The following is a 21,917-nucleotide window of genomic DNA, read 5'->3' as shown; positions in this document are numbered from 1 at the left end:
CGGTTATTTAGCCTCTGCGGCGCAAGAGCACTTTTTCAATTTCAATTACCAGGTAAATCGCGATGCTAGCGAGTACGATCGCTAGCCAGTGGATAGTACGCAGTCCTTCACTGGCGAAGATGAGCTGCATAAAGGGTAAATACGTGAATGCCATCTGCAGCAGCATCACTAGGCCAATGGCACACCACACCGGGCGGCTGCCGAAAATGCCGTTAAGCGAGCAGGTGCTAGCGATCAAAAAGCGGCTATTAATTAAATAAGCAGCGCTTCCCGTTACCAACATATTGACCGCTCCCGAGCGGGCCAGGGCAATGCTTTCGCCTTGAGCGAGTAGCCAGGAAAAAATACCAAAAACGCCCGCTAGCAGTAATATCGATACGAAGATGACGCGCCAGAGTAGGAACATATCCAGCAAAGCGGCATCCGGATCGCGGGGCTGGCGTTCCATCAAATCAGCTTCGCCATGTTCAAAAGCGAGTGCCAATCCCAAGGTAATGGCCACCACCATGTTGACCCAAAGGGCTTGTAGCGGTGTCACCGGCAGCGTTGAACCCGCTAGCACGGCCAACATAATGGCCAAGCCCTGGGCGCCATTAGTGGGCAAAATAAACGTAATCGTTTTACGAATGTTGTCGTAAACCTTACGCCCTTCTTTAATCGCCTTAACGATGGTGGCGAAGTTGTCGTCTGCCAGCACCATTTCAGCGGCCTCCTTGGCAGCTTCCGTACCCTGAACGCCCATGGCGACCCCAACGTCTGCGCGTTTTAACGCCGGGCCATCATTAACGCCGTCACCTGTCATTGCGCAGACACCGCCGCGAGACTGCATGGCTTTTACCAACCTGAGCTTATGCTCAGGTGAAGCACGAGCAAAAACATCGACTGCTACGATAATGTCTTCAAGTTCGGCGTCCGACATTGATTCAATTTCTCGCCCGGTAACCGCACGCTGGGTTTGTGAAAAGCCAAGCTGCTTAGCGATGGCTTTGGCGGTGGTCGCATGGTCTCCGGTAATCATTACAGGGCGAATGCCCGCGGCTAAGCATTGCTTCACCGCTTGAATGGCTTCCTCGCGGGGCGGATCAAGCAGGCCAATGATGCCCACTAGCGTTAGCCCTTGTTGTAACGTCTCGTGCTCAAGGGGTTGTTCGCTTGTTGCCAGCCCCTCTGCTATTGCCAACACCCTCAAACCACGGGAGGAGAGAACGTCAATACGCTCTTCCCAAACGCTATTTTCAAGTGGTGAAGTGCCAGATTTATCTCGTACTTGGCTACACATCTCCAGCAGTCGGTCAGGCGCACCCTTAATCAGCACGCGGCGCTTTTCGTCCATGGTGTGCATGGTGGCCATGTACTTATGTTCAGACTCGAACGGAATCGCATCAAGGCGAGGGTGGTCTTCACGTAACGGCTTGATAGCAATTCCGGCTTTCTCCGCAGCGACGATCAGCGCGCCTTCGGTGGGGTCACCGTGGATGCTAAATAGACCTTCTTTAGGGACAAGTTCTGCATCGTTACAGAGGGCCGCCACACGCAGAAAGTGCCTGAGAGCTGAGTCTTCGTCAGCGCTGGTACGCTTTTTTTGACAGCCATCATCTGCATCGACTTGATAAAGATTGCCCTCAGGCGCGAAGCCAATACCGTCGATTGTATAGCGTGTATTGGCTAGCCAAATGGCCTGGGCGGTCATCTCATTGCGCGTTAGCGTACCGGTTTTGTCTGAGAAAATGGTTGAAATAGAGCCGAGAGTTTCCACTGCGGGGAGTCGGCGGATGATGGCGTTTTGTTTCGCCATGCTTTGAACGCCTAACGCAAGGCTGATGGTGACGATGGCGGGCAACCCTTCGGGAATGGCTGCGACAGCTAAGCCAACGGCGGCCATAAACATTTGGTCGATGGGTTGGCCATGGATAAGGGTTCCCAGCAATGCAGTAAGCCCTGCAGCGCCTAAAATAAAGAGGGCTAACAGCCGTCCTGCACGATCCAGCTGTCTCAGAAGCGGCGTTTTAAGCTGCTCAACACCACGCAGAAGCTCAGAAATTTTCCCAATTTCAGAGTGACTGCCAGTAGCAACCACTAAGCCTTTAGCAGTGCCTTGCACCACCATCGTACTGGCGTAAGCCATAGAACTGCGCTCAGCCAAATCGGCATCTGCTGCTACCGGCGAGGTTTTCTTTTCGACAGGCACAGATTCGCCGGTCAAGGCGGCCTCGTCTGTACAAAAACGTTTGGTTTCAATTAATCGCAAGTCAGCGGGGACACGATCACCACTTTCGATAAGCACGATATCGCCGGGCACTAATGATTCAGCAGGCACCGTGCTGCGCTGTCCATCACGCAAAACGTTAGCTTGAGGGGAGAGCATATTGCGTATGCTTTGCAGCGCCTGTTCCGCTTTGCCTTCTTGTAAAAAACCAATCAGGGCAATGATGACAACGACGCCAACAATGGCTGCTGCATCCAGCGCATGACCTAAAAAGAGGCTGGCAACGGCGGCGGCGACCAAGATTAGCATGAGGATATTATTGAACTGATCGGCAAGCCGCTTATACCAGGAGCGGCCTTGTGATTGTTGAATCAGGTTGGGGCCGACGCTGGCTAGTCGCTCAGCAGCGTCTTGGTTGGATAAGCCTTCTGGAACAGAGCTTTGTCGGGTTAACGCATCATCGATACTACAGCTATGCCAAGGCCGCTCTTTTTCTTCAATATTGGGCGTTGTCACTCGTCAATACCCCTTATAGCCAGGTTATGACATAAACATATAGCAACTATGCTGCAATGCAGTGATCGAGAGCAAGGAAGGTGCGGTTAAATTGAGAAGATACTCCCATTAATCGCGTCTTATCCGATATTATTCGGGGATTTCGCCAGGAATACGATAGCGTACACCGTCAACCCGTTCTTCTTCGTAGCGTTGATTTTCCTCTTCAGGCACAACGCCGATGACGGTTTCCTGAGAGCCGTCCGGCCATGTATAAGTCGTACAGCCTGTGGTCAGTAGGGGAACAATCACCAATATTGCAATGAAGGGTAGTGCGAGGTGGCGCTTGAACATAGGACACTCCATGGGTGGCGCTGATCCTGAGAATAAGTTGAGTATCGCATATTGAGAAATCATAGGTTGCTATTTTTCTGGTTGTAAATGAGGAGGTTTCGCCCCTATATCTTTTATGCCTGCCTATGATAAAGGTGGTGAGCCCTTAATACTGGAATGAATGCGAGCGTGTAAATTCCCTTGGAGGTTTTATGTGGTCGGTGGTGAAGTCGGTTTTAGCAGCTTTGCTAGGCGTTCAAAGCAATCAAAAGCGACAGGAAGACTTCAGCAGCGGGAAGCCTGCCGCTTACATAGTCACGGGGGTTGTGATTACGCTGCTGTTCGTTTTGGTGCTTATTTTCTTGGCAAGGTTTGCCGCCCGCTGAAAAGCGTTGATAGGGTTAAATAAGCAAAACGTGACGAATGTCATATATTTTCTATACTACTAATATCTGATTTAAACTTGCGCTAATTTAACTATAAGCAATAACAACAATAATCCTGGCTGGAGGTGTCTATGCATTCATGGTGGCGGTGGCTATCAGTCATATTCCTGGTGACAGGCATTTCACAGGCTCAGGCGAATGGCTGGAATATGCCCGTTGGGGTGACCGATACGAGCGGTGATATTTACGGCCTACACATGACCATCTTTTGGATATGCGTCGTCATTGGTGTGCTGGTATTTGGGGCGATGTTCTACTCTTTGTTTCGCTATCGCCACTCCAAAGGCGCAAAAGCTTCACACTTCCATGAGCACACCGGTGTTGAAGTATTATGGACCGCCATACCGCTGCTGATTCTTGTCGGTATGGCAGTCCCCGCCACTGCCACTTTGAAAGATATGTATGACCCTTCCGATGCCGAGTTAGACGTCATGGTTACCGGCCAACAGTGGCGCTGGCGCTATGAGTACCTTGGCGAGGATGTGGCGTTTACCTCCAATATGAGTACGCCAAGAGCACAAATTAGTGGCGAAGAGGTGCGCGGGGAACATTACTTATTAGAGGTTGATGAGCCGTTAGTGCTGCCAATTAACCGGAAAATACGCTTTCTGATGACGTCGGACGATGTCATTCACTCTTGGTGGGTGCCGGATTTAGCCGTTAAACAAGACAGTATTCCTGGTTTTATTAATGAGAACTGGGTAAAGATTAACGAGCCGGGTATTTACCGTGGCCAGTGTGCTGAGCTATGTGGTATCGACCATGGGTTTATGCCGGTGGTAGTTCACGCAATGGAAGAAGCGGCGTTTGACGACTGGCTGGTCGAGCGAAAGGAGGCGGCTGCTGAAGAGGCCATGGGAGTTGACCGAGAATGGGCAATGGAAGAGCTAGTGGAACGGGGCGAGTCAGTTTACCAATCGATCTGCTCGTCTTGTCACCAAGTCGATGGACAAGGGTCACCGCCAGTATTCCCTGCGTTAGCCAATAACGAACAGTTGATCCGCGATGTAGATTGGCATCTTGATAAGGTTCTGAATGGGGTGTCCGGTGCGGCAATGCCTGCTTTCCGAAACACGTTGAATCCCGTTGAAATTGCCGCCGTGGTTACCTATACAAGGAATGCGTGGGGTAACGAGACTGGCGATGTCGTGCAGCCCTCAACGGTGGCTGAACAAATTGCTGAGTAAAATAGGTTTGCCACAATCGACGACTACAATAATCTTTCTCGGAGAGACTTATGGCGCCCAAACTACCACCACAGCCCCCCTTGCAACACGGCACAACGGCTGTCGCCGATGGCCCGGCTCATGGCCATGCGGCACCGCCAAAAGGTATTTGGCGCTGGCTGATCACCACAAATCACAAAGAAATCGGCACCCTTTATCTAATTTTCTCGCTGACGATGTTTTTTATTGGCGGGATATTTGCCTTAGTAGTGCGTGCTGAACTCTTTCAGCCCGGCTTGCAGTTGATAGAGCCTGAGTTTTTCAACCAAATGACCACCATGCATGGCCTGATTATGGTGTTCGCTGCGGTGATGCCAGCTTTTACTGGGCTAGCGAACTGGATGATACCGCTTCAAATTGGCGCGCCGGATATGGCGTTGCCCCGCTTGAATAACTTTAGCTTTTGGCTGCTGCCGGTGGCCTTTACGCTGCTACTTTCAACATTGTTTATGCCAGGCGGCGGCCCTAATTTTGGCTGGACCTTCTATGCACCGCTGTCGACTAATTACGGACCACCCTCTACTACCTTCTTTATTTTGGCGCTGCATATTGCCGGTATTAGCTCGATTCTGGGCGCGATCAACATTATTGCCACTATTTTGAACATGCGTGCGCCAGGCATGCGCTTAATGGATATGCCGCTATTTGTTTGGACATGGCTGGTCACTGCTTTTCTGCTAATTGCGGTAATGCCGGTATTGGCGGGTGTTATCACCATGATGCTGATGGATATTAATTTTGGCACTAGTTTCTTTAATGCGGCAGGCGGTGGTGATCCGGTGCTGTTTCAACACCTATTCTGGTTCTTTGGCCACCCTGAAGTGTACATTATGATCTTGCCCGCCTTTGGGATTGTCTCGGCGATTATCCCTACCTTTGCGCGTAAGCCACTGTTTGGTTATGCATCAATGGTATATGCCACGGCTGCCATCGCGCTGCTGTCATTTTTGGTCTGGGCTCACCATATGTTTGTGGTAGGGCTACCCTTGGTGGCGGAGTTGTTCTTTATGTATTCCACCATGCTGATCGCCGTGCCTACTGGGGTAAAGGTGTTCAACTGGATCACCACCCTGTTTCGTGGCTCGATTAGTTTTGAATCACCGATGCTCTTTGCGCTTGCCTTTGTGGTGTTATTTACCATCGGTGGCTTTTCAGGATTAATGTTGGCGATTGCGCCAGCGGACTTTCAATATCACGACACCTACTTTGTTGTGGCTCACTTTCACTATGTGCTCGTGCCCGGCGCTATTTTTGCCATCATGGCGGGGGTTTATTACTGGTTGCCGAAATGGACAGGGCACTATCCCAATGAACGGTTGGCCCAGTGGCATTTTTGGTTCTCGGTGATTGGCGTCAATCTGACTTTCTTCCCCATGCATTTCGCTGGCTTGGCGGGTATGCCAAGGCGTATCCCCGACTATGCCCTGCAATTTGCCGACTTCAATTTACTATCCAGTATCGGCGCTTTCTTCTTCGGTGCATCACAGCTGCTATTTGTTCTGGGCGTCATACTCTGCGTCCGCGGCGGTAAGAAAGCACCGGCTAAAGCCTGGGAGGGGGCGGTGGATCTAGAGTGGACGGTACCCAGCCCCGCGCCACTGCACACCTTTGAGACGCCACCCGTGTTTCATCGTGCTTCCACCTAAATCACATCGACCACTAGGTCAATGAGGTGTTATGGACAGTCGAGACCAAGCACAAGTGGGGGTCCGCCGCACGGTGATAAGGACAATCGCCGCACTGATTGGCATGTTTGCGTTTGCCTTTGCACTTGTTCCTTTATATGACGTTTTTTGCCGCATCACGGGCATTAACGGCAAGGTTGACGCTACTGCGCAGAGCGTTGTCCATGAGGAAGTGGATGAAACCCGTGTGATCAATGTGCAATTTATCACCAGGGGTAGCCCCGGCTTGCCATGGCGAATGAGTGCTGAAACGCATCAGATGAGCGTGCATCCAGGGCAAATGGCGGAAGTGGACTTTACATTTACCAATAATAGCCACAGTGAAAATTGGGGTAGAGCAGTACCTAGTGTGTCTCCCTCAAATGCCACGCCTCACTTGCGTAAAATCAGCTGTTTCTGTTTCCAAGAGCAGCATTTGCAGGGGGATGAGCGCTTGACCATCCCGCTTGTTTTTCAATTGGCGAGAGACCTTCCCGCCGATATTAATACCGTTACGCTGGTGTATACACTGTATCCGGTAGAGCATGAGATTCAAAACGCATCGCTCGATAGCCTCCTTAATAACCGTTTTAAGAGCGACTCCAACAACAATTCCAATAAAAACGAAGTAGCAGGAGAAACGATATGAGCAGTGGTAGCTATTACGTTCCGGCGAGTAGTCGGTGGCCTGTTCTTTGTTCAGTGGCGATGGGTGCCATGATGGTTGGTACTGGCATTACGCTGGTTTATGACACGGGCTTGCCGCTGTTGTTGATTGGCTTGGTAGGAGTTGTGGCGATAATGGGACTCTGGTTCCGCGACGTCATTAACGAGTCTCGCAGAGGGCTTTATGATGCGCAGATGGATCGCTCATTTCGTTGGGGTATGGGCTGGTTTATCTTTTCGGAAGTAATGTTTTTCGCCGCCTTTTTTGGCACACTTTTTTACGTACGCATGTTTGCGATTCCTTGGTTAGGAGGAGAAGGGGCAAAAGGTGTTTCCGCCTTACTGTGGCCCGACTTTGTTGCTACATGGCCGTTGCTAAGTCCACCGGATTCATCCATTGCCGGCCCCGAACAAGTCTTTAGCCCCTGGCAACTGCCTCTTGTCAATACGCTGATTTTGATTACCTCCAGCATTACACTCACCGTTGCTCACGAAGCTTTAAAGGTGGGTGACCGGAAGACATGCCGCAACTGGCTAATGGGCACTGTGCTGTTCGGTTGCTGCTTTATCATGATCCAGGGTGTCGAGTATTACGAGGCCTACGTTCATTATGGTATTACCTTGGAAGCCGGGATTTTTGGTGCGACGTTCTTTATTTTGACCGGTTTTCATGGCGTACATGTGATTATCGGCACGCTGATTTTAGCCACGATGCTGGTGCGTATTCATAAAGGCCATTTTGCTGATGAAAACCACTTTGGTTTTGAGGCCTCCTGCTGGTACTGGCATTTCGTTGACGTGGTTTGGGTGGGGTTATTCGTTTTTGTCTATGTGGTTTAACTCTTAACCGAGCTGGCCGGACCAAAAGCCAAAAATAATCAGCGCCATAAGCAAGCAAGCCAATCCAATGCGCCACTTTAGAGCGATAAGCAGTCGGCGTGAGGAGGTTTGATCACGCAATAAAAAGCCTGCTCCCATGATCAGACTGATAACCATCGCTAGGAAGACGGCGGCAATGAGTAGTTGTAACCACATGATAAAAACCTCTTGGCAATGGCGTTTTTTTAGTTGGTATCTGTTTTGGAGCTTACTCGTGGCGTTAGGTGTCTGCTTAGGACTATGGCAGTGGGAGCGGGCAGATGACAAGCGCTTAGCGCTCGTTAAACGTGAGTCGGCGCCCTCGATGATAGCGCCTAAAACGCCGCCAGCGCAGGGCGCGGAGGTTACCTTGCAGGGAGAGTACTTGGCTGAGCACACGCTCTATTTAGACAATCGTATCGTAGATGGGCGCATTGGCGTGGCTGTGCTAACCCCTTTACGCGACAACCATGGACAACTTTGGTTGGTGCAGCGTGGGTTTTTAGCTACCGGTCCTCATCGCCGTGCACCACAGGCGGCGACTCCTAGCGGCAGCGTCAAGTTGACTGGCGAGTGGCAAGAGGTGCAGGCGGGTGGGCCGCTGTATGGCAATAACAGGGAAGGCTCAAGGCTGCAGCAACTAAGCCTTGAGCCCTGGAAGCCTGTGTTGGGGCCATTTAGCTATAAGGGCTGGCTGCATGCAGAAGAGGGGGATGGGGTGTTAACCCCCTGGTGGGAAGCCAGTGTTATGCCACCCAGTCGGCATGTTGGCTATGCATTTCAATGGTGGGGCCTAGCGCTAGCGGCCTTGGTTGTCATGTTCATCGGCGGGCTTCGGTTACGACGCGATACGAGTTAATGAAAGGCGCCATGCCATAAAGCCATAAAACTACTATCCCATAAAAATAAAGCAGGGGAAGTTTAACATGCAGGATGCCAAGCACATTCGCCGCCAGCGGCTCAAATTAATCCTGATTTTCGTGATATTCGCGGCGCCTATGCTGACTGCTTGGGCAATGGTCGAACTACGTATTGGTATTCCAGAGCAACATACGGCCCATGGGAATGTGGATTTGGCATTACCTATCCTCGATGAATGGCCTTTAACAACATCAGCGGTTGATGACCAAGAAACGTGGATTTTGGCATTTGACTGCGCCCAGCAATGCGAGCAGCGTAAAGATGAGTTTTGGCGACTACACCGCGCGTTAGGCCGTGAAGCGCCGCGGTTAACTCGCCTGAGAATCGGTGGAGACGCTGAACCGCTACCTGGTGAGATGACTAGCCAATGGCGTCATTTGCCGCCTTGGCGGAAAGACAACTCAGTATGGTTGTTCGATCCTAAGGGGAGGCCGGCACTGGCATTTGATTCCAGTGTGGCGACGGGGGATGTGCTTGACGATATTCAGTACTTACTTAAAGTCAATCCCCAGTAAAGTGCGCTAGCCTAAACCGTTGTTAAGGAGACGCCATGCACGATTTAAGTGAGCGCCGCTTACGGTGGCTGGCGCGACTAACGCTATTAGGCACCCTATTGACCGCGGCGGTGATGTTGGTGGGTGCTTGGACACGCTTGGTCGATGCTGGCTTAGGCTGCCCCGATTGGCCGGGATGCTATGGACAGCTACTGGTGCCTGACAGTGAGCTCGCTACCTTGCGTCATCCAGACGTGCCTCTGGAGCCCTTTAAAGCTTGGGTGGAAATGGCCCATCGCTACATTGCCAGCTTTTTAGGGATAGTCGTACTAAGCGTTGTGGTATTAGGCTGGCCGCTGCGTAAATGTCACCACTATCCTTGGCGAGTCAGCGTAACGCTGTTAGGCGTTATTTTGTTGCAAGGCGCCTTTGGTGCCTTCACGGTGACGCTCCAATTATGGCCCCAAGTCGTTACCCTTCACCTGTTAGGCGGGCTAAGTGTGTTGCTGCTGTTCTTTTGGTTGCACCTGCGCTTGCGGCGTGTGTTATTAGCAGGGCTCAAGGTAGAACAGCGCCAGCACGGTAATGCTTGGTGGGCCATGGCAGCTGTGTTGTTAGTCTTGCAGCTGGCGCTAGGCGGTTGGGTATCCAGCAACTATGCCGGTATCGCTTGCCAAGGATTTCCCACCTGTAATGGTCAGTGGCTACCCGCAATGGACCTTAGCGAAGGCTTTCATCTTACCCAAACAGTGGGGCCTAATTACCTTCATGGGCAGCTGCATGCGGACGCGCGGGTCGCCATTCAGTTTGTCCACCGACTGGGGGCCCTGCTATTAGGTATTGGGTTGTTGGCGTTGTGGTGGCGCTATCGTCAATGGCAGGGCGTCGCTAGGCCGCTGACGATCGTCGTCGGGTTGTATGCACTGCAGGTCGTTTTAGGCATGGCCAACGTATGGTTATGGCTCCCCCTGTGGTTGGCACTGCTGCACACAGCGGGCGCTATCGCCTTAGCCATAGGGCTTGTTTGGGCCTGGTGGCATTGGCGTCATCAAGCAATGAGCGCGAACACAACAATAAATTATCCACGTTATAGCGACGTTGTCGCTTAATAAAGGGGCATTGGCATGCGAAATACAACCATGACGCTACCAGCGAGATTGCCGACTGTTATGTGGGGCTGGAAGGAGTTACTTGGCCTCTGCAAACTCAACGTTGTGGCTGTGATGCTAGTGTGTACCGCAGTGGGAATGGCATTAGCCACGCCGGGCCTGCCACCGTTCAACAATGTGTTTTTCGGTTTAATTGGCATTGGGTTAGCTTCTTGCGGGGCTGCCGCTTTTAACCATATTTTAGATCGCCATCTAGATGCGTTGATGAGCCGTACGTCGCGGCGCCCTGTGGCGAGTAAGCGTTTGCCGGTAACGGTAGCATTAGGTTGGGCGAGCCTCTTGTCCAGCGCTGGCTTGGCGCTATTAGCGTGGCAAGTTAATTACTTAACGGCGGCACTAACCTTTGCCTGCCTGATTGGCTATGCGCTGATTTATACGGCTTATCTTAAACGCGCAACGCCGCAAAATATCGTTATCGGCGGTGTTGCTGGTGCGGCCCCCCCCTTATTAGGGTGGGTGGCAATAACCGGCCAAGTCACGCCAGAGGCACTGTTGCTCATGCTGATTATTTTTGCCTGGACGCCGCCACATTTCTGGTCGCTAGCAATTCATAAGCGTGATGATTATGCACGTGCCGACATCCCTATGCTGCCGGTTACTCATGGTATTCCTTTTACGCGGTTGCAAATCTGGTTGTACGGCTGGTTAACCGTATTAACCACGTTAATGCCCGTGATGATCGGTATGAGCGGCGCCCTCTATTTCTTCTCAGTGCTATGCCTTAATGCTCGGTTTATGTTTTGGAATTGGAAAGTCTGGCGAGGGCAGGATACTAGTGCGCCTATCAATGCGTTTTGGTTTTCCATTCGCTATCTGCTGGGCGTTTTTGGAGCGTTGTTGTTAGATCACTATGCAATGGTGCTGGTTTGGTGAGCCAGCCGTATGCATCGGCACAACTTTTCGCATATTTAAGGCTGTTGAGAATGTGTCGCATGTTGTCCATATAACCAATAGACGACCATATATAGATGCTATTAGCCGATCAGTGGTACAAGGGTGTACAATTGTTGTTAAGTAATTTGAACGCTTAACAAGGAGTCTTATGAACTCAACGATAGCGATAGCTCTATTGGTGGTGGCACTGGTGGTCATTGTGGGCTTGTGCATCTACGCTTGGCGTCTACGCAAAGAAGTTCGCCGCCGAGAAGCGTATCGACGCGACGAAGACATGCGCGCGCAGAGTAACAGCTTAGAAAACCTTGATTACGTAGCCAGCGCATTGGTTCAAGAGCAGGTCGATATTACCGAGGGTGCATGGCGTTGTAAGGTACTATTGGAAATTATCGATCCGAGTTTAACCGAAAAGTCCGAATTTGCGGCGTTTGCAGAGCACTACAACCGTACTAGCCACCTGAAAACTCACTCGGCCCGTCAACAGCTGACTCCCCGTGAGCGTATGCAAGAAGACAAAGAGCGGTTAATAGTGGAAGATGACACGCGAAAAGCCGTATTGAAGGCTGCCCAGGCCGTATTGACGTGGCGTGCTAAAGGTCCGAGCGCCCTGCATTAAAACACTGTGAGCGATCTTGCGCGCAGCTCAACGCATAGCAAACTATTTTTTAGTACCCGCTTTTTAGTGCTCGTTGCGGCAATTTTGCTATGCTAACTGATGTCGGTATCGGCAAAAAGTTGATACCTTGGCATGGTTGCCTTCTAGCGCTGACGCGTTGATGGCAAGCATATCGTTTTGCATTGCCTAAGCAACTTGTGTTTAGTGATGCTGAACAAGCGAAAAATGGATGCTCTCGCAATAAGAAGCATTGGATAGATTTGGCCAATCATGGTCACTTCAGCATTGGATCAAGAAGGAGTCTTGCATGAACAAATCAACCACTGGCTTGCTAATCGGTTCCGCATTGGTAGTCGGCCTTTCTGGCTGCGCCAGCTCGGCGTCACAGTCTTCCGGTCAATCAAGCGCGAGCAGCGACCGTAGCTGGTATCAGCACCCCGCAGTCTGCGGCCTAGCAGGTGGCGTTATCGGTGGCAGCATCGGCTATGCTACAAGCAGTGATTCTGATGAAGAAAACGGTGCCGCTACCGGTGCCGCTGCTGGTGCCGCTATCGGCGGTTTACTATGTGCTGATCGCACGCCTGAGCCGGTTGCGCCCCAGTGCCCAAGCTACGGCGAAGTACCTGCTGGTGTCGCTGTTGATGCTGAAGGCTGCCCGCTTGACTCTGATAATGACGGTGTGCCCGATTACCGTGATCAGTGCCCAGGCACACCGGCTGGCGTTGCAGTGAATGCCAACGGCTGCCCGCTTGATTCCGATAACGACGGTGTGCCGGATTATCGTGACCAGTGCCCCAACACGCCTGCTGGCGTTGAAGTGAATGCTCTTGGTTGCCCGGACAGTGTCGTCCTGCAAGAAGTTAACTTCGAGTTTGACTCTGCTCAGTTAACTCCGAATGCACAGCGTGTACTGAACGATGTCGCTCAGCGTCTGGTTAACAATCCAGATGTACGCGTAAGCATCGAAGGTCACACTGATTCACGCGGTTCTGACGAGTACAACAAAAACTTGTCACAAGAGCGTGCCCAGTCTGTGGCGTCTTACCTCGCTAGCCGTGGTGTAGCCTCTAACCGCATGCGTGCGGTAGGTTACGGTGAAGAGCGTCCGATCGCCTCTAACGAGACTGAAGAAGGCCGCTTCCAGAACCGTCGCGTCGAATTGGATGAGTGGAACTAAGTTCACTTATTCTTTGTGTTTTGTTGATTGCCTTATGAAAAGTTAGTTGCAATTCACGGTAAAGAAACGGGAGGCTTATGCCTCCCGTTTTTATTTTAAGCCGTCAGCAAGTCTGCTAGTCTTGCTGCTGTTTGTGTTTTGTACCCCCCCAAGACCATTGATAGCGAAATGTGATCCTTGGTATGGATCACCACTGCGCTCAAGGAACCTGAATGCCTATTGTGACACTGCCCGACGGCAGTCAAAGAACGTTTGAAGAACCGCTGACCATTATGCAGCTCGCAGAATCCATTGGCCCTGGTTTGGCTAAGGCCTGTGTTGCTGGGAAGATAGACGGTGTGCCGGTGGATGCCGCAGACCTTATTGAGCAAGATGCTCAAGTGGCTATTATTACCGCACGGGATGCAGAAGGGCTGGAGATTATTCGCCACTCCTGCGCGCATTTGTTGGGTCATGCGGTTAAACAGATGTATCCCGAAGCTAAAATGGCGATCGGGCCAGTGATTGATGATGGTTTCTACTACGATATCGAATTCGGTCAATCCGTGACGCCGGAAGATCTGGAAACGATTGAAGCGCGTATGCAGTCACTGATTGAGCGCGAATACGACGTGGTACGTGAATACGTTGACCGCGATCAGGCAATGCTGACCTTTTTGCACCGTGATGAACCGTATAAGCAAGAGATTATCCGTGATATTCACGATGACGCAACGATTCGGCTCTATCATCACGAAGAGTATGTCGACATGTGTCGCGGGCCGCACGTGCCGAATACCCGTCACTTAAAAGCTGTTAAGCTGACTAAGCTAGCCGGTGCCTATTGGCGCGGAGACGCTGCTAATACCATGCTGACGCGTATCTACGGCACCGCATGGGCCGACAAGAAACAGCTAAAGGCGTATCTTAAGCGTCTTGAAGAAGCAGAAAAGCGTGACCATCGTAAGCTGGCACGTAAGATGGACTTGTTTCATATCCAGGAAGAAGCGCCGGGCATGGTGTTTTGGCACCCCAATGGTTGGACGATTTACCAAGCCCTGGAAGACTACATGCGCAAGGTTCAGCGTGAGCATGGCTATCAAGAGATTAAAACACCGCAGGTGGTTGATCTCTCGTTATGGAAAAAGTCAGGCCACTGGGGGCATTACAGTGAATTGATGTTCACCACCGAGTCGGAAAAGCGCGAATACGCGGTGAAGCCGATGAACTGTCCTTGCCATGTCCAGGTATTTAACCAGGGGTTGAAAAGCTACCGGGACTTACCGCTGCGTTTGGCCGAATTTGGTAGCTGCCATCGTAATGAGCCTTCCGGTTCGCTGCATGGCCTGATGCGCGTGCGTGGCTTTACCCAGGATGATGCCCATATCTTCTGTGCCGAAGGTCAAATTCAGGCGGAAGCGGAAGATTTTATAGCGCTAACACTGCAAGTGTATAAAACACTTGGCTTTGAAGACGTGGAGCTTAAGCTGTCTACCCGGCCAGACGATTTCTTGGGCGAGGAAGGCATGTGGGATCAGGCTGAGCAGGGGCTTGAGGCGGCGTTGAATGCAACGGGTTTAGCCTGGGATCTGCAGCCAGGCGAGGGCGCCTTTTATGGCCCTAAAATTGAGTTTGCGTTGCGAGACTGCCTGAATCGTGTCTGGCAATGTGGTACACTACAACTCGATTTTAACTTGCCAGGGCGCTTAGGGGCTCAATACGTTGATGAAGACGGCGCACGTAAGACCCCGGTAATGCTTCACCGTGCTATTTTAGGCTCCTTCGAGCGTTTCTTGGGGATTCTAATTGAGCACTATGCGGGTGCTATGCCATTATGGCTTGCGCCACAGCAAGCAGTCGTCATGACCATCACCGATTCACAGCGCGAATATGCGCTTGATTTGGAGAAACGTCTGCAAAAAAGTGGCTTGCGGGTTAAAGCGGACTTGAGGAACGAGAAGATCGGCTTTAAAATCCGTGAGCATACGCTACAGAAAGTTCCCTATCTCCTGGTGGTAGGAGATAAGGAAGTCGAAGCTGACTCAGTGGCCGTGCGAACACGCAGCGGCGAAAACCTCGGTACAATGACGGTCGATGAATTTATTGAGCGCCATACTGTCGAGAGAGCAGCCCTGGCGACATCGTCAATTGCCTAAGGAGACGGAGCGATCAAGAGAAGCAACCAGCGCGGGCGTCCAGCCGACAAACGCCCACCAATGAACGAGCGAATTGTTGAAGAAGAAGTACGCTTAATCGGTAGTGACGGTGAGCAGTTGGGTGTTGTGCCCACCACCGAAGCGCTAGAGCGTGCTGCGTCTGAAAACTTAGATCTCGTGCAAATTTCGAATGCCGACCCCATTGTCTGTAAGATCATGGATTACGGCAAATTCGTTTTTGAGACCAAGAAGCAGAAAGCGGCTCAAAAGAAGAAGCAGAAGCAAATCCAGGTTAAGGAAGTTAAATTCCGTCCTGGCACCGACGAAGGCGATTATCAGGTCAAGCTTAAAAATCTGACGCGCTTTTTGGAAGGTGGTGACAAGGGCAAAGTCACACTGCGCTTCCGTGGTCGTGAAATGGCGCACCAGGACATCGGTCGTAAGCTGATGGAGCGGATCGCGGCAGACCTGGAAGAGATCGGAGTGGTTGAGTCCTTCCCGAAAATGGAAGGGCGCCAGATGATCATGATTATTGCCCCGAAAAAGAAGTGATCCAACGGCGTTGTCAACGGGCCATCGCAAAGGCGGTGGTCGGCCCTGGGTTTTCTAAAAAATATCGAGCGGAGTTTTCCTCATGCCGAAAATCAAAAGCAACAGTGGCGCTGCCAAGCGCTTCAAGAAGACGGCTAATGGCTTTAAGCACAAGCAGTCTTTCCGTAGCCACATCTTGACTAAGAAGTCGACCAAGCGTAAGCGTCAACTGCGTGGAATGAAGCAAATCCACGCATCTGATAAAGCGCTCATCCAGCGTATGCTGCCGAATTTATAAGTCGGGATTTCGTTTTTCTGAGTGTGCTTTTTTTGCCGCTCAGCCTTAAAGTCAGGAGTGTGTTATGACTCGAGTTAAACGTGGCGTAGTAGCGCGTCGTCGCCATAAAAAAGTATTGAAACTTGCTAAAGGTTACTACGGAGCGCGTTCGCGTGTTTTCCGCGTTGCCAAGCAAGCCGTTATTAAAGCTGGTCAGTACGCTTATCGTGACCGTCGTAATCGTAAGCGCCAGTTCCGCGCGCTATGGATCCAGCGTATTAATGCTGGCGCACGCGTCAACGGTATGTCTTACAGCCGCTTTGTCGGCGGTCTTAAGAAAGCCGGTATCGAAATCGACCGCAAAGTATTGGCCGATTTGGCAGTACACGAGAAGGCTGCATTTGCTGCCATCGTGGAAAAAGCCAAGGCTGCCCAATAAGGTAGCGTTCACTGGACACTTGCCCGTGTAACGTACCTGAGGTCATTTCAGAGTGACCCAAGCAGGGGAAGAGCAGCCGCTCTTCCCCTGTTTTTTTGTTACCTTTAACGTGCCACGCCATCTTGATGGATGGACACCGCTTAATTCGGAGTGAAACGGATGGATCACCTTCCTACTCTGGTATCTGAGGCGCGCGACGCCATTCAGGCCGCGCAGAGTGTCGCCGCACTAGACGAGTTACGAGTACGCTATTTAGGGAAGAAAGGTGAGGTAACCGCCTTGCTGAAAGGTTTGGGTAAGCTTTCTGCTGATGAGCGCCCGGCAGCGGGTGAGCGTATTAATCAGGCCAAACAGGCCCTGGCCGATGAAATCGACGCTAAGCGCCAGGAGCTTGAGAGTGCCGCGCTGAATACTCGTTTGGCCGCCGAGCGTATTGATGTCACCTTGCCTGGGCGAGGCCAGTCAAACGGCGGTTTACATCCCGTGACGCGAACGCTTGAGCGAATCGAAGGGTTGTTCACGCGCATTGGCTATGACGTTGCCCTTGGCCCCGAAATTGAAGATGACTATCATAATTTCGAAGCGCTCAATATTCCTGCGCATCATCCGGCCCGTGGCATGGCGGATACCTTTTACTTTGATGCCAAGCGTTTGCTCCGTACCCACACCTCGCCGGTGCAGGTGCGCACGATGAAAAGCAGTGAGCCGCCCATTCGCATTGTTTGCCCAGGGCGCGTTTATCGCAGTGATTCAGATCTGACCCATACGCCCATGTTCCACCAAGTGGAAGGTCTATTGGTCGATGAAGATGTTAGTTTTGCGGACCTGAAGGGCACGATCGAAGACTTTTTGCAGGCGTTTTTTGAGCGCGATGACCTCTCGGTACGCTTCCGTCCGTCTTATTTCCCCTTTACTGAACCGTCTGCTGAAGTGGATATTCAGTGTGTAATGTGCAGCGGTGCCGGTTGCCGCGTTTGTTCCCATAGCGGTTGGCTGGAAGTCATGGGTTGCGGCATGGTGCACCCTGAAGTCTTCCGTCACTCGGGTATCGACTCTGAGCGCTATACGGGCTTCGCCTTCGGGATGGGTGCAGAGCGTTTGGCGATGCTGCGCTATGGCGTTAATGACTTACGTTTATTCTTTGAAAACGATTTGCGTTTTCTACGTCAATTCGTTTAAGTCCGCTGCCGGAGACAGGAATACCATGAAATTTTCAGAACAATGGCTGCGAGAGTGGGTTTCACCGCAGTTAGATACCCAGGCAGTGGCCGACCAAATCACCATGGCGGGCTTGGAAGTTGATGCCGTTGAGCCAGTGGCCGCCTTCTTCAGTGGTGTAGTAGTCGCAGAGGTGCTGAGTAAAGAGAAGCACCCTGACGCAGATAAGCTCAATGTGTGCACCGTTAATGACGGTAGCGGCGAACCTGTCCAGGTTGTCTGCGGGGCGCCCAATGTCGACGTGGGTCAGAAAATTCCCTTTGCACAGGTGGGCGGTGTGCTGCCGGGTGACTTCAAAATCAAAAAAGCCAAGTTGCGAGGTGTGGAATCCCGCGGGATGATTTGTTCGGCATCCGAGTTGGGGCTTGAAGAAGAAACGTCACCAGGGATTCTTGTGTTATCGGCGTCAGCCCCGGTAGGCGTTGATTTCAGACAGTTCATGCAACTTGATGATATGACGATTGAAGTCGATCTGACGCCCAATCGCGGTGATTGCCTAAGCATTAAAGGTTTGGCACGTGAGGTGGGTGTGCTAAACCGTTTGCCGGTTAACGGGCCTAACATCAAGCCAGTGGCTGCTGAGATTGAGGATAGCTTTGCGGTCAGTGTTGAGGCGCCCGAGCAGTGTCCACGATACATCGGCCGCGTTATCAAAGGCGTCAATGTTAACGTCGATACCCCGCTGTGGATGGTCGAACGATTGCGCCGCAGCGGCGTGCGCTCTATTGACCCAGTGGTAGACGTCACTAACTACGTCATGCTTGAGCTGGGCCAGCCGCTGCACGCCTTTGACCGCGACAACCTGCAGGGCGGCGGTATGGTGGTTCGCATGGCCAAGCCGGATGAGCGTTTAACGCTGCTTGATGGTAGCGATATGGCGCTACGCCCAGAAACCCTGGTGATTGCTGATCATTCCGGCCCGCTTGCCATGGCGGGAGTGATGGGCGGTCAAAACTCTGGTGTTAATAAAAGCACCCAGACTATTTTCCTTGAATCAGCGTTCTTTACTCCGCTTGCCATTGCCGGCCAAGCGCGCTCCTACGGGCTGCACACCGATGCCTCGCATCGTTTTGAGCGCGGCGTCGACCCGCAGCTAACGCCCGTTGCCGTCGAGCGGGCCACCCAGCTTTTGGTTGATATTTGCGGCGGCCAGGCGGGGCCTGTTGTTGAAGCGCGAAGCGACGAGTATATGCCCGCCGAGCGCTCGATTATGTTGCGCAGTACACGGTTAGAGAAGGCGCTTTCCAAGACGTTCGATAGTGACGATGTAACCGATATTTTGCAGCGCTTGGGGCTTAATGTCAGCGTGCAGGAGGCCGGTTGGGCGGTCACCGTGCCTAGCTGGCGCTTTGATTTGGCTATCGAAGAAGATCTGATCGAAGAAGTCGCCCGCGTTCACGGTTATAATAATTTGCCCGTGCGGCGTCCTGCAGCACGGCTTGCGCTTCGTTCTGCCGACGAGGCGGCGCTTACCCAGTCAATGCTACGCCATCAGATGGTTGCCCGTGGTTTTCAGGAGGCGATCACTTACAGCTTTGTCGCCCCCGAGCTGCAAGCGGCTATGTTGCCAGAGGCCATCTCGCCGGTGCTGGCTAACCCTATTTCAGCCGATTTGTCGGTGATGCGTGCAAGCCTGTTTCCAGGCCTGGTGCGCACCATGGAGTACAACCTTAATCGTCAACAAACCCGTGTGCGGTTGTTTGAAACCGGGTTAGTCTTTAACGGTGAGTTGAACACGTTATCACAAGTGCCGATGCTAGGAGCGCTTGTGTGTGGTTCGCGCGAGGCCGAAGGCTGGAGCGGGGCTAAACAGCGTGTGGATTTCTATGATTTAAAAGGCGATCTGGAAAGCTTGCTGGCTTTGGGGGGCGATGCTGAGGCCTGGCGCTTTGAGCCAGCTGAGCATCCTGCGCTTCACCCGGGGCAAAGTGCTCAGTTACTGCATAACGGCGAGCCAGCAGGCTGGATAGGTACTTTGCATCCCCAGGTGCGCGCTACGCTGGGTTTAAAGATGGATGCCGTGCTATTTGAAGTTCGCCTGGATGCACTAAGCCAAGGCCAGATTCCGGCTTTCGAGCCGCTTTCGCGTTTTCCAGAGGTGCGGCGTGATTTGGCGTTCATCCTCCAGGAGGCAACGCCTGTGCAGGCGCTGCTGGATTGTGCTAAGCAGCAGGCAGGTGCGTATCTGCAAGATATTAAGCTATTTGACGTTTATACGGGAAAAGGCGTTGCAGAAGGGCACAAGAGTGTTGCATTGGGCTTGACCTGGCAGCATCCATCGCGCACGCTAAACGATGAAGAAATCAATCAGTTGGTCGATTCAATCGTGACACAAGTGCGTGTCAAGCTGGATGCTGGGCTGCGCGGCTAATAGTTACCTGGGCCACGCCACGATGCTTATCACGCTGTTAGCAATCTGTTGTCTACAAGGAGGGGTCCTATGGGTGCGTTGACCAAAGCAGAGCTAGCTGAGCATTTGCATGCGGAGCTAGCCCTGTCCAAGCGGGAGGCGAAAGCCATGGTCGAAGCTTTTTTCGAAGAGATTCGAGCCTGTCTGCGTGAGAATGAGCAGGTAAAGTTATCGGGCTTCGGTAACTTTGATTTACGTGATAAGCGCGAACGTCCAGGGCGCAACCCGAAAACGGGTGAGGAAATTCCTATTTCCGCTCGCCGCGTAGTGACTTTTCGGCCTGGGCAGAAGCTCAAGCAGCAAGTTGAAGACCACGCGGGCGGTTAGAAACGTGCCACTCGTTGCATTCATCCTCTGACGTAGGTAATGCCGAGTAACAGTTATCACGCGATATAAAGAAAAAGGAGTGCCACAATTGGGCGCTCCTTTTTCTTTTGGCTGACAGGTTGAATGGCTCCGGCTAGATGCCATTGCCTTCAATCAACCAAGTAATCACCACCTTGATGACATAGCCCAGCATGCCCGCACCTAGTACGACAAACAGCATAATGGTGCCAAATTTACCTGCATTGGACTTTTTGGCCAGGTCCCAGATAATAAAACACATAAATATAATTAAACCGCCAATCATTATCGGCGTGATCCAGGCCTCAAAAATCTGCTGCATAGGTGCTCCTAAGCGTTACGTTTTGGTCACCCGTTCGAGCGACGTGTTTCATCCTACCGAGTCATGTTAATATTTGAGCAAATTAATCGGGTATTTGTCGACTTGACGGTTGGCACTGTGACACTTTGACAGGGGAGTGACGATGCCAAAGCTGAATATTTTAGTGGGTACGATGTATGGCGGCGCGTTAGACGTTGCCGAACAGGTGAAACCTCTGTTTGAGGATGCGGGTTACACGGTCGCTATACTTGAGCAGCCATCGGTTGCGGATATTACAGGCGACGCTGATTTAGTGCTGTTTTGTGTTTCGACGACCGGCAGTGGAGACTTTCCAGGTGGTTTTGTGCCTTTCGTGCGCAGCTTGCGGGAACAAAGCCCAGCGCTCACTTCACTGCGCTATGGCCTGATTGCGTTAGGTGATAGCTCGTATGGCGATACTTTTTGTGGCGCAGGAAGAGCATTAGATGCCCTATTGGAAGATCACGGAGCGACGCGTTTAGGCGAGCGCCTGGAAGTGGATGCCATGGAAACGTTCATGGCCGACGATGCCGCCATCCCCTGGGTTGAAGAGTGGATCGTGGGTCAGCAGCTTAAGGTGGCGTAAACAATGCAACGTGTTCCCTATTCGCCGGAGCGCATCAGCGTAGCATTTGGTTTATGCGTGGTGATGCTCGCAGCGCTGCCCCGCTATATAGCCGGTGGTCATGAGACTCGCCAAACGTTGATCGTTGTTGCCTTGGTGCTGGTCGCCTCCGCAGCGGTCATACAGTGGCGTATGATACCGGCAGAAGCACGCCAAAGGCTGCCAAACTTATTCAAGCGGCTAATCCTCATGATGCTGTTAGGCACGCTGGTTATGGCGGGCTGGCACGCGCTGGTTACGGAGTGGATCAGCTGGCAAGTATTTATTTCCCATGCCGCAACTCTTGGTGTGTTGATGCATGCGTTAAGCCTATGGTGGACGGGTGCCCGTCAGGCCGACTAGTTTTTGGCGATGATAATTGAAGAGTCGCTGTACGCGTAGCAAAGCAGTAGAATAGTGTTGATTATGTAAAGTCGGGCTAATAATGGTTAT

General features: G+C 52.0%; 24 protein-coding genes. 20 read left to right on the top strand and 4 right to left on the bottom strand.

The annotated features are described in order from the left end of the window. Nucleotides 1–7: 7 nt before the first annotated feature. Nucleotides 8–2,722, bottom strand: a complete 2,715-nt coding sequence (locus RZA33_RS04155) for an HAD-IC family P-type ATPase (RefSeq protein WP_317506582.1) — start codon at nucleotides 2,720–2,722, stop codon at nucleotides 8–10. Between the two features lie 129 nt (nucleotides 2,723–2,851). Then, nucleotides 2,852–3,055: a hypothetical protein gene (locus tag RZA33_RS04150; RefSeq protein ID WP_317506581.1), complete on the bottom strand. Its 204-nt coding sequence runs from the start codon at nucleotides 3,053–3,055 to the stop codon at nucleotides 2,852–2,854. A 191-nt stretch (nucleotides 3,056–3,246) separates the two neighbouring features. On the opposite strand from RZA33_RS04150, the gene RZA33_RS04145 reads away from it, so the two are divergent. The 5 genes from RZA33_RS04145 to RZA33_RS04125 all read left to right on the top strand — a co-directional run bounded on the left by RZA33_RS04145 (nucleotide 3,247) and on the right by RZA33_RS04125 (nucleotide 7,876). Continuing rightward, a complete protein-coding gene (locus RZA33_RS04145) occupies nucleotides 3,247–3,420 on the top strand; it encodes a DUF2970 domain-containing protein (protein ID WP_317506580.1) in 174 nt (57 codons plus the stop codon). Between the two features lie 131 nt (nucleotides 3,421–3,551). Then, nucleotides 3,552–4,667 (top strand): cytochrome c oxidase subunit II, encoded by a 1,116-nt coding sequence (gene coxB, locus RZA33_RS04140; RefSeq protein ID WP_317506579.1) that lies wholly within the window; start codon nucleotides 3,552–3,554, stop codon nucleotides 4,665–4,667. A 50-nt stretch (nucleotides 4,668–4,717) separates the two neighbouring features. Further along, nucleotides 4,718–6,352: a cytochrome c oxidase subunit I gene (gene ctaD, locus RZA33_RS04135; protein WP_317506578.1), complete on the top strand. Its 1,635-nt coding sequence runs from the start codon at nucleotides 4,718–4,720 to the stop codon at nucleotides 6,350–6,352. 31 nt (nucleotides 6,353–6,383) lie between these two features. Continuing rightward, nucleotides 6,384–7,019: a cytochrome c oxidase assembly protein gene (locus RZA33_RS04130; RefSeq protein WP_317506577.1), complete on the top strand. Its 636-nt coding sequence runs from the start codon at nucleotides 6,384–6,386 to the stop codon at nucleotides 7,017–7,019. Further along, nucleotides 7,016–7,876 carry a cytochrome c oxidase subunit 3 gene (locus tag RZA33_RS04125; protein WP_317506576.1) on the top strand — a complete coding sequence of 287 codons (861 nt, stop codon included), beginning with the start codon at nucleotides 7,016–7,018 and terminating at the stop codon, nucleotides 7,874–7,876. Before RZA33_RS04130 ends, RZA33_RS04125 begins: the two co-directional genes overlap by 4 nt. A gap of 3 nt (nucleotides 7,877–7,879) precedes the next feature. On the opposite strand, the gene RZA33_RS04120 is transcribed toward RZA33_RS04125, so the two are convergent. Then, nucleotides 7,880–8,071 (bottom strand): DUF2909 domain-containing protein, encoded by a 192-nt coding sequence (locus RZA33_RS04120; RefSeq protein ID WP_317506575.1) that lies wholly within the window; start codon nucleotides 8,069–8,071, stop codon nucleotides 7,880–7,882. On the opposite strand from RZA33_RS04120, the gene RZA33_RS04115 reads away from it, so the two are divergent. From RZA33_RS04115 to RZA33_RS04055, 13 genes are all read left to right on the top strand, one after another. Then, the gene (locus tag RZA33_RS04115; protein WP_416337839.1) at nucleotides 8,070–8,753 is read left to right on the top strand and encodes an SURF1 family protein; all 684 of its coding nucleotides are present in this window, start codon (nucleotides 8,070–8,072) and stop codon (nucleotides 8,751–8,753) included. The two genes, RZA33_RS04120 and RZA33_RS04115, sit on opposite strands and share 2 nt — an antisense overlap. Before the next feature lie 67 nt (nucleotides 8,754–8,820). After that, nucleotides 8,821–9,330, top strand: coding sequence for a hypothetical protein (locus RZA33_RS04110; protein WP_317506573.1), 510 nt, complete (start codon nucleotides 8,821–8,823; stop codon nucleotides 9,328–9,330). Between the two features lie 35 nt (nucleotides 9,331–9,365). Further along, a complete protein-coding gene (locus RZA33_RS04105) occupies nucleotides 9,366–10,418 on the top strand; it encodes a COX15/CtaA family protein (protein ID WP_317506572.1) in 1,053 nt (350 codons plus the stop codon). A 15-nt stretch (nucleotides 10,419–10,433) separates the two neighbouring features. Next, nucleotides 10,434–11,351: a heme o synthase gene (gene cyoE, locus RZA33_RS04100; RefSeq protein ID WP_317506571.1), complete on the top strand. Its 918-nt coding sequence runs from the start codon at nucleotides 10,434–10,436 to the stop codon at nucleotides 11,349–11,351. Nucleotides 11,352–11,520: 169 nt separating this feature from the next. Continuing rightward, entirely contained in the window at nucleotides 11,521–11,988 is a 468-nt protein-coding gene (locus tag RZA33_RS04095; RefSeq protein WP_317506570.1) for a DUF2489 domain-containing protein, read from the top strand. A gap of 307 nt (nucleotides 11,989–12,295) precedes the next feature. Beyond that, nucleotides 12,296–13,165 (top strand): OmpA family protein, encoded by an 870-nt coding sequence (locus RZA33_RS04090; RefSeq protein WP_317506569.1) that lies wholly within the window; start codon nucleotides 12,296–12,298, stop codon nucleotides 13,163–13,165. A gap of 212 nt (nucleotides 13,166–13,377) precedes the next feature. Then, entirely contained in the window at nucleotides 13,378–15,300 is a 1,923-nt protein-coding gene (gene thrS, locus RZA33_RS04085; RefSeq protein ID WP_317506568.1) for a threonine--tRNA ligase, read from the top strand. 60 nt (nucleotides 15,301–15,360) lie between these two features. After that, the gene (gene infC, locus RZA33_RS04080; protein WP_317506567.1) at nucleotides 15,361–15,852 is read left to right on the top strand and encodes a translation initiation factor IF-3; all 492 of its coding nucleotides are present in this window, start codon (nucleotides 15,361–15,363) and stop codon (nucleotides 15,850–15,852) included. Between the two features lie 82 nt (nucleotides 15,853–15,934). Beyond that, nucleotides 15,935–16,129, top strand: coding sequence for a 50S ribosomal protein L35 (rpmI, locus tag RZA33_RS04075; RefSeq protein ID WP_009724291.1), 195 nt, complete (start codon nucleotides 15,935–15,937; stop codon nucleotides 16,127–16,129). A 64-nt stretch (nucleotides 16,130–16,193) separates the two neighbouring features. Beyond that, complete coding sequence (gene rplT, locus RZA33_RS04070; RefSeq protein ID WP_007114344.1) at nucleotides 16,194–16,547, top strand: 50S ribosomal protein L20; 354 nt, start codon at nucleotides 16,194–16,196, stop codon at nucleotides 16,545–16,547. Between the two features lie 159 nt (nucleotides 16,548–16,706). Next, nucleotides 16,707–17,726 carry a phenylalanine--tRNA ligase subunit alpha gene (gene pheS / locus RZA33_RS04065; RefSeq protein WP_317506566.1) on the top strand — a complete coding sequence of 340 codons (1,020 nt, stop codon included), beginning with the start codon at nucleotides 16,707–16,709 and terminating at the stop codon, nucleotides 17,724–17,726. 25 nt (nucleotides 17,727–17,751) lie between these two features. Continuing rightward, entirely contained in the window at nucleotides 17,752–20,136 is a 2,385-nt protein-coding gene (gene pheT, locus RZA33_RS04060; RefSeq protein WP_317506565.1) for a phenylalanine--tRNA ligase subunit beta, read from the top strand. Nucleotides 20,137–20,205: 69 nt separating this feature from the next. Further along, entirely contained in the window at nucleotides 20,206–20,502 is a 297-nt protein-coding gene (locus tag RZA33_RS04055) for an integration host factor subunit alpha (protein ID WP_317506564.1), read from the top strand. Nucleotides 20,503–20,635: 133 nt separating this feature from the next. Here the strand turns inward: RZA33_RS04055 and RZA33_RS04050 are convergent, their stop codons facing one another. Continuing rightward, nucleotides 20,636–20,842, bottom strand: coding sequence for a DUF2788 domain-containing protein (locus RZA33_RS04050; protein ID WP_317506563.1), 207 nt, complete (start codon nucleotides 20,840–20,842; stop codon nucleotides 20,636–20,638). A 142-nt stretch (nucleotides 20,843–20,984) separates the two neighbouring features. On the opposite strand from RZA33_RS04050, the gene RZA33_RS04045 reads away from it, so the two are divergent. Beyond that, nucleotides 20,985–21,446: a flavodoxin domain-containing protein gene (locus RZA33_RS04045; protein WP_317506562.1), complete on the top strand. Its 462-nt coding sequence runs from the start codon at nucleotides 20,985–20,987 to the stop codon at nucleotides 21,444–21,446. A gap of 3 nt (nucleotides 21,447–21,449) precedes the next feature. Next, on the top strand, nucleotides 21,450–21,827 hold the full coding sequence (locus tag RZA33_RS04040) for a hypothetical protein (RefSeq protein ID WP_317506561.1): 378 nt from the start codon (nucleotides 21,450–21,452) through the stop codon (nucleotides 21,825–21,827). The last annotated feature ends 90 nt before the right edge of the window (nucleotides 21,828–21,917 follow it).

The organism is Halovibrio sp. HP20-59 (genome assembly GCF_033052795.2).
Classification (GTDB): Bacteria; Pseudomonadota; Gammaproteobacteria; order Pseudomonadales; family Halomonadaceae; genus Vreelandella.
The sequence above is the reverse complement of the archived record's forward strand: the minus strand, read 5'-3'. Positions and strand labels throughout refer to the sequence as shown.

Excerpts from the sequence above, each read along its gene's own strand:
- RZA33_RS04150 (WP_317506581.1), bottom strand. The coding sequence starts at position 3,055 with ATGTTCAAGCGCCACCTCGCACTACCCTTCATTGCAATATTGGTGATT.
- RZA33_RS04145 (WP_317506580.1), top strand. The coding sequence starts at position 3,247 with ATGTGGTCGGTGGTGAAGTCGGTTTTAGCAGCTTTGCTAGGCGTTCAA.
- coxB (WP_317506579.1), top strand. The coding sequence starts at position 3,552 with ATGCATTCATGGTGGCGGTGGCTATCAGTCATATTCCTGGTGACAGGC.
- ctaD (WP_317506578.1), top strand. The coding sequence starts at position 4,718 with ATGGCGCCCAAACTACCACCACAGCCCCCCTTGCAACACGGCACAACG.
- RZA33_RS04130 (WP_317506577.1), top strand. The coding sequence starts at position 6,384 with ATGGACAGTCGAGACCAAGCACAAGTGGGGGTCCGCCGCACGGTGATA.
- RZA33_RS04125 (WP_317506576.1), top strand. The coding sequence starts at position 7,016 with ATGAGCAGTGGTAGCTATTACGTTCCGGCGAGTAGTCGGTGGCCTGTT.
- RZA33_RS04115 (WP_416337839.1), top strand. The coding sequence starts at position 8,070 with ATGATAAAAACCTCTTGGCAATGGCGTTTTTTTAGTTGGTATCTGTTT.
- RZA33_RS04120 (WP_317506575.1), bottom strand. The coding sequence starts at position 8,071 with ATGTGGTTACAACTACTCATTGCCGCCGTCTTCCTAGCGATGGTTATC.
- RZA33_RS04110 (WP_317506573.1), top strand. The coding sequence starts at position 8,821 with ATGCAGGATGCCAAGCACATTCGCCGCCAGCGGCTCAAATTAATCCTG.
- RZA33_RS04105 (WP_317506572.1), top strand. The coding sequence starts at position 9,366 with ATGCACGATTTAAGTGAGCGCCGCTTACGGTGGCTGGCGCGACTAACG.
- cyoE (WP_317506571.1), top strand. The coding sequence starts at position 10,434 with ATGCGAAATACAACCATGACGCTACCAGCGAGATTGCCGACTGTTATG.
- RZA33_RS04095 (WP_317506570.1), top strand. The coding sequence starts at position 11,521 with ATGAACTCAACGATAGCGATAGCTCTATTGGTGGTGGCACTGGTGGTC.
- RZA33_RS04090 (WP_317506569.1), top strand. The coding sequence starts at position 12,296 with ATGAACAAATCAACCACTGGCTTGCTAATCGGTTCCGCATTGGTAGTC.
- thrS (WP_317506568.1), top strand. The coding sequence starts at position 13,378 with ATGCCTATTGTGACACTGCCCGACGGCAGTCAAAGAACGTTTGAAGAA.
- infC (WP_317506567.1), top strand. The coding sequence starts at position 15,361 with ATGAACGAGCGAATTGTTGAAGAAGAAGTACGCTTAATCGGTAGTGAC.
- rpmI (WP_009724291.1), top strand. The coding sequence starts at position 15,935 with ATGCCGAAAATCAAAAGCAACAGTGGCGCTGCCAAGCGCTTCAAGAAG.
- rplT (WP_007114344.1), top strand. The coding sequence starts at position 16,194 with ATGACTCGAGTTAAACGTGGCGTAGTAGCGCGTCGTCGCCATAAAAAA.
- pheS (WP_317506566.1), top strand. The coding sequence starts at position 16,707 with ATGGATCACCTTCCTACTCTGGTATCTGAGGCGCGCGACGCCATTCAG.
- pheT (WP_317506565.1), top strand. The coding sequence starts at position 17,752 with ATGAAATTTTCAGAACAATGGCTGCGAGAGTGGGTTTCACCGCAGTTA.
- RZA33_RS04055 (WP_317506564.1), top strand. The coding sequence starts at position 20,206 with ATGGGTGCGTTGACCAAAGCAGAGCTAGCTGAGCATTTGCATGCGGAG.
- RZA33_RS04050 (WP_317506563.1), bottom strand. The coding sequence starts at position 20,842 with ATGCAGCAGATTTTTGAGGCCTGGATCACGCCGATAATGATTGGCGGT.
- RZA33_RS04045 (WP_317506562.1), top strand. The coding sequence starts at position 20,985 with ATGCCAAAGCTGAATATTTTAGTGGGTACGATGTATGGCGGCGCGTTA.
- RZA33_RS04040 (WP_317506561.1), top strand. The coding sequence starts at position 21,450 with ATGCAACGTGTTCCCTATTCGCCGGAGCGCATCAGCGTAGCATTTGGT.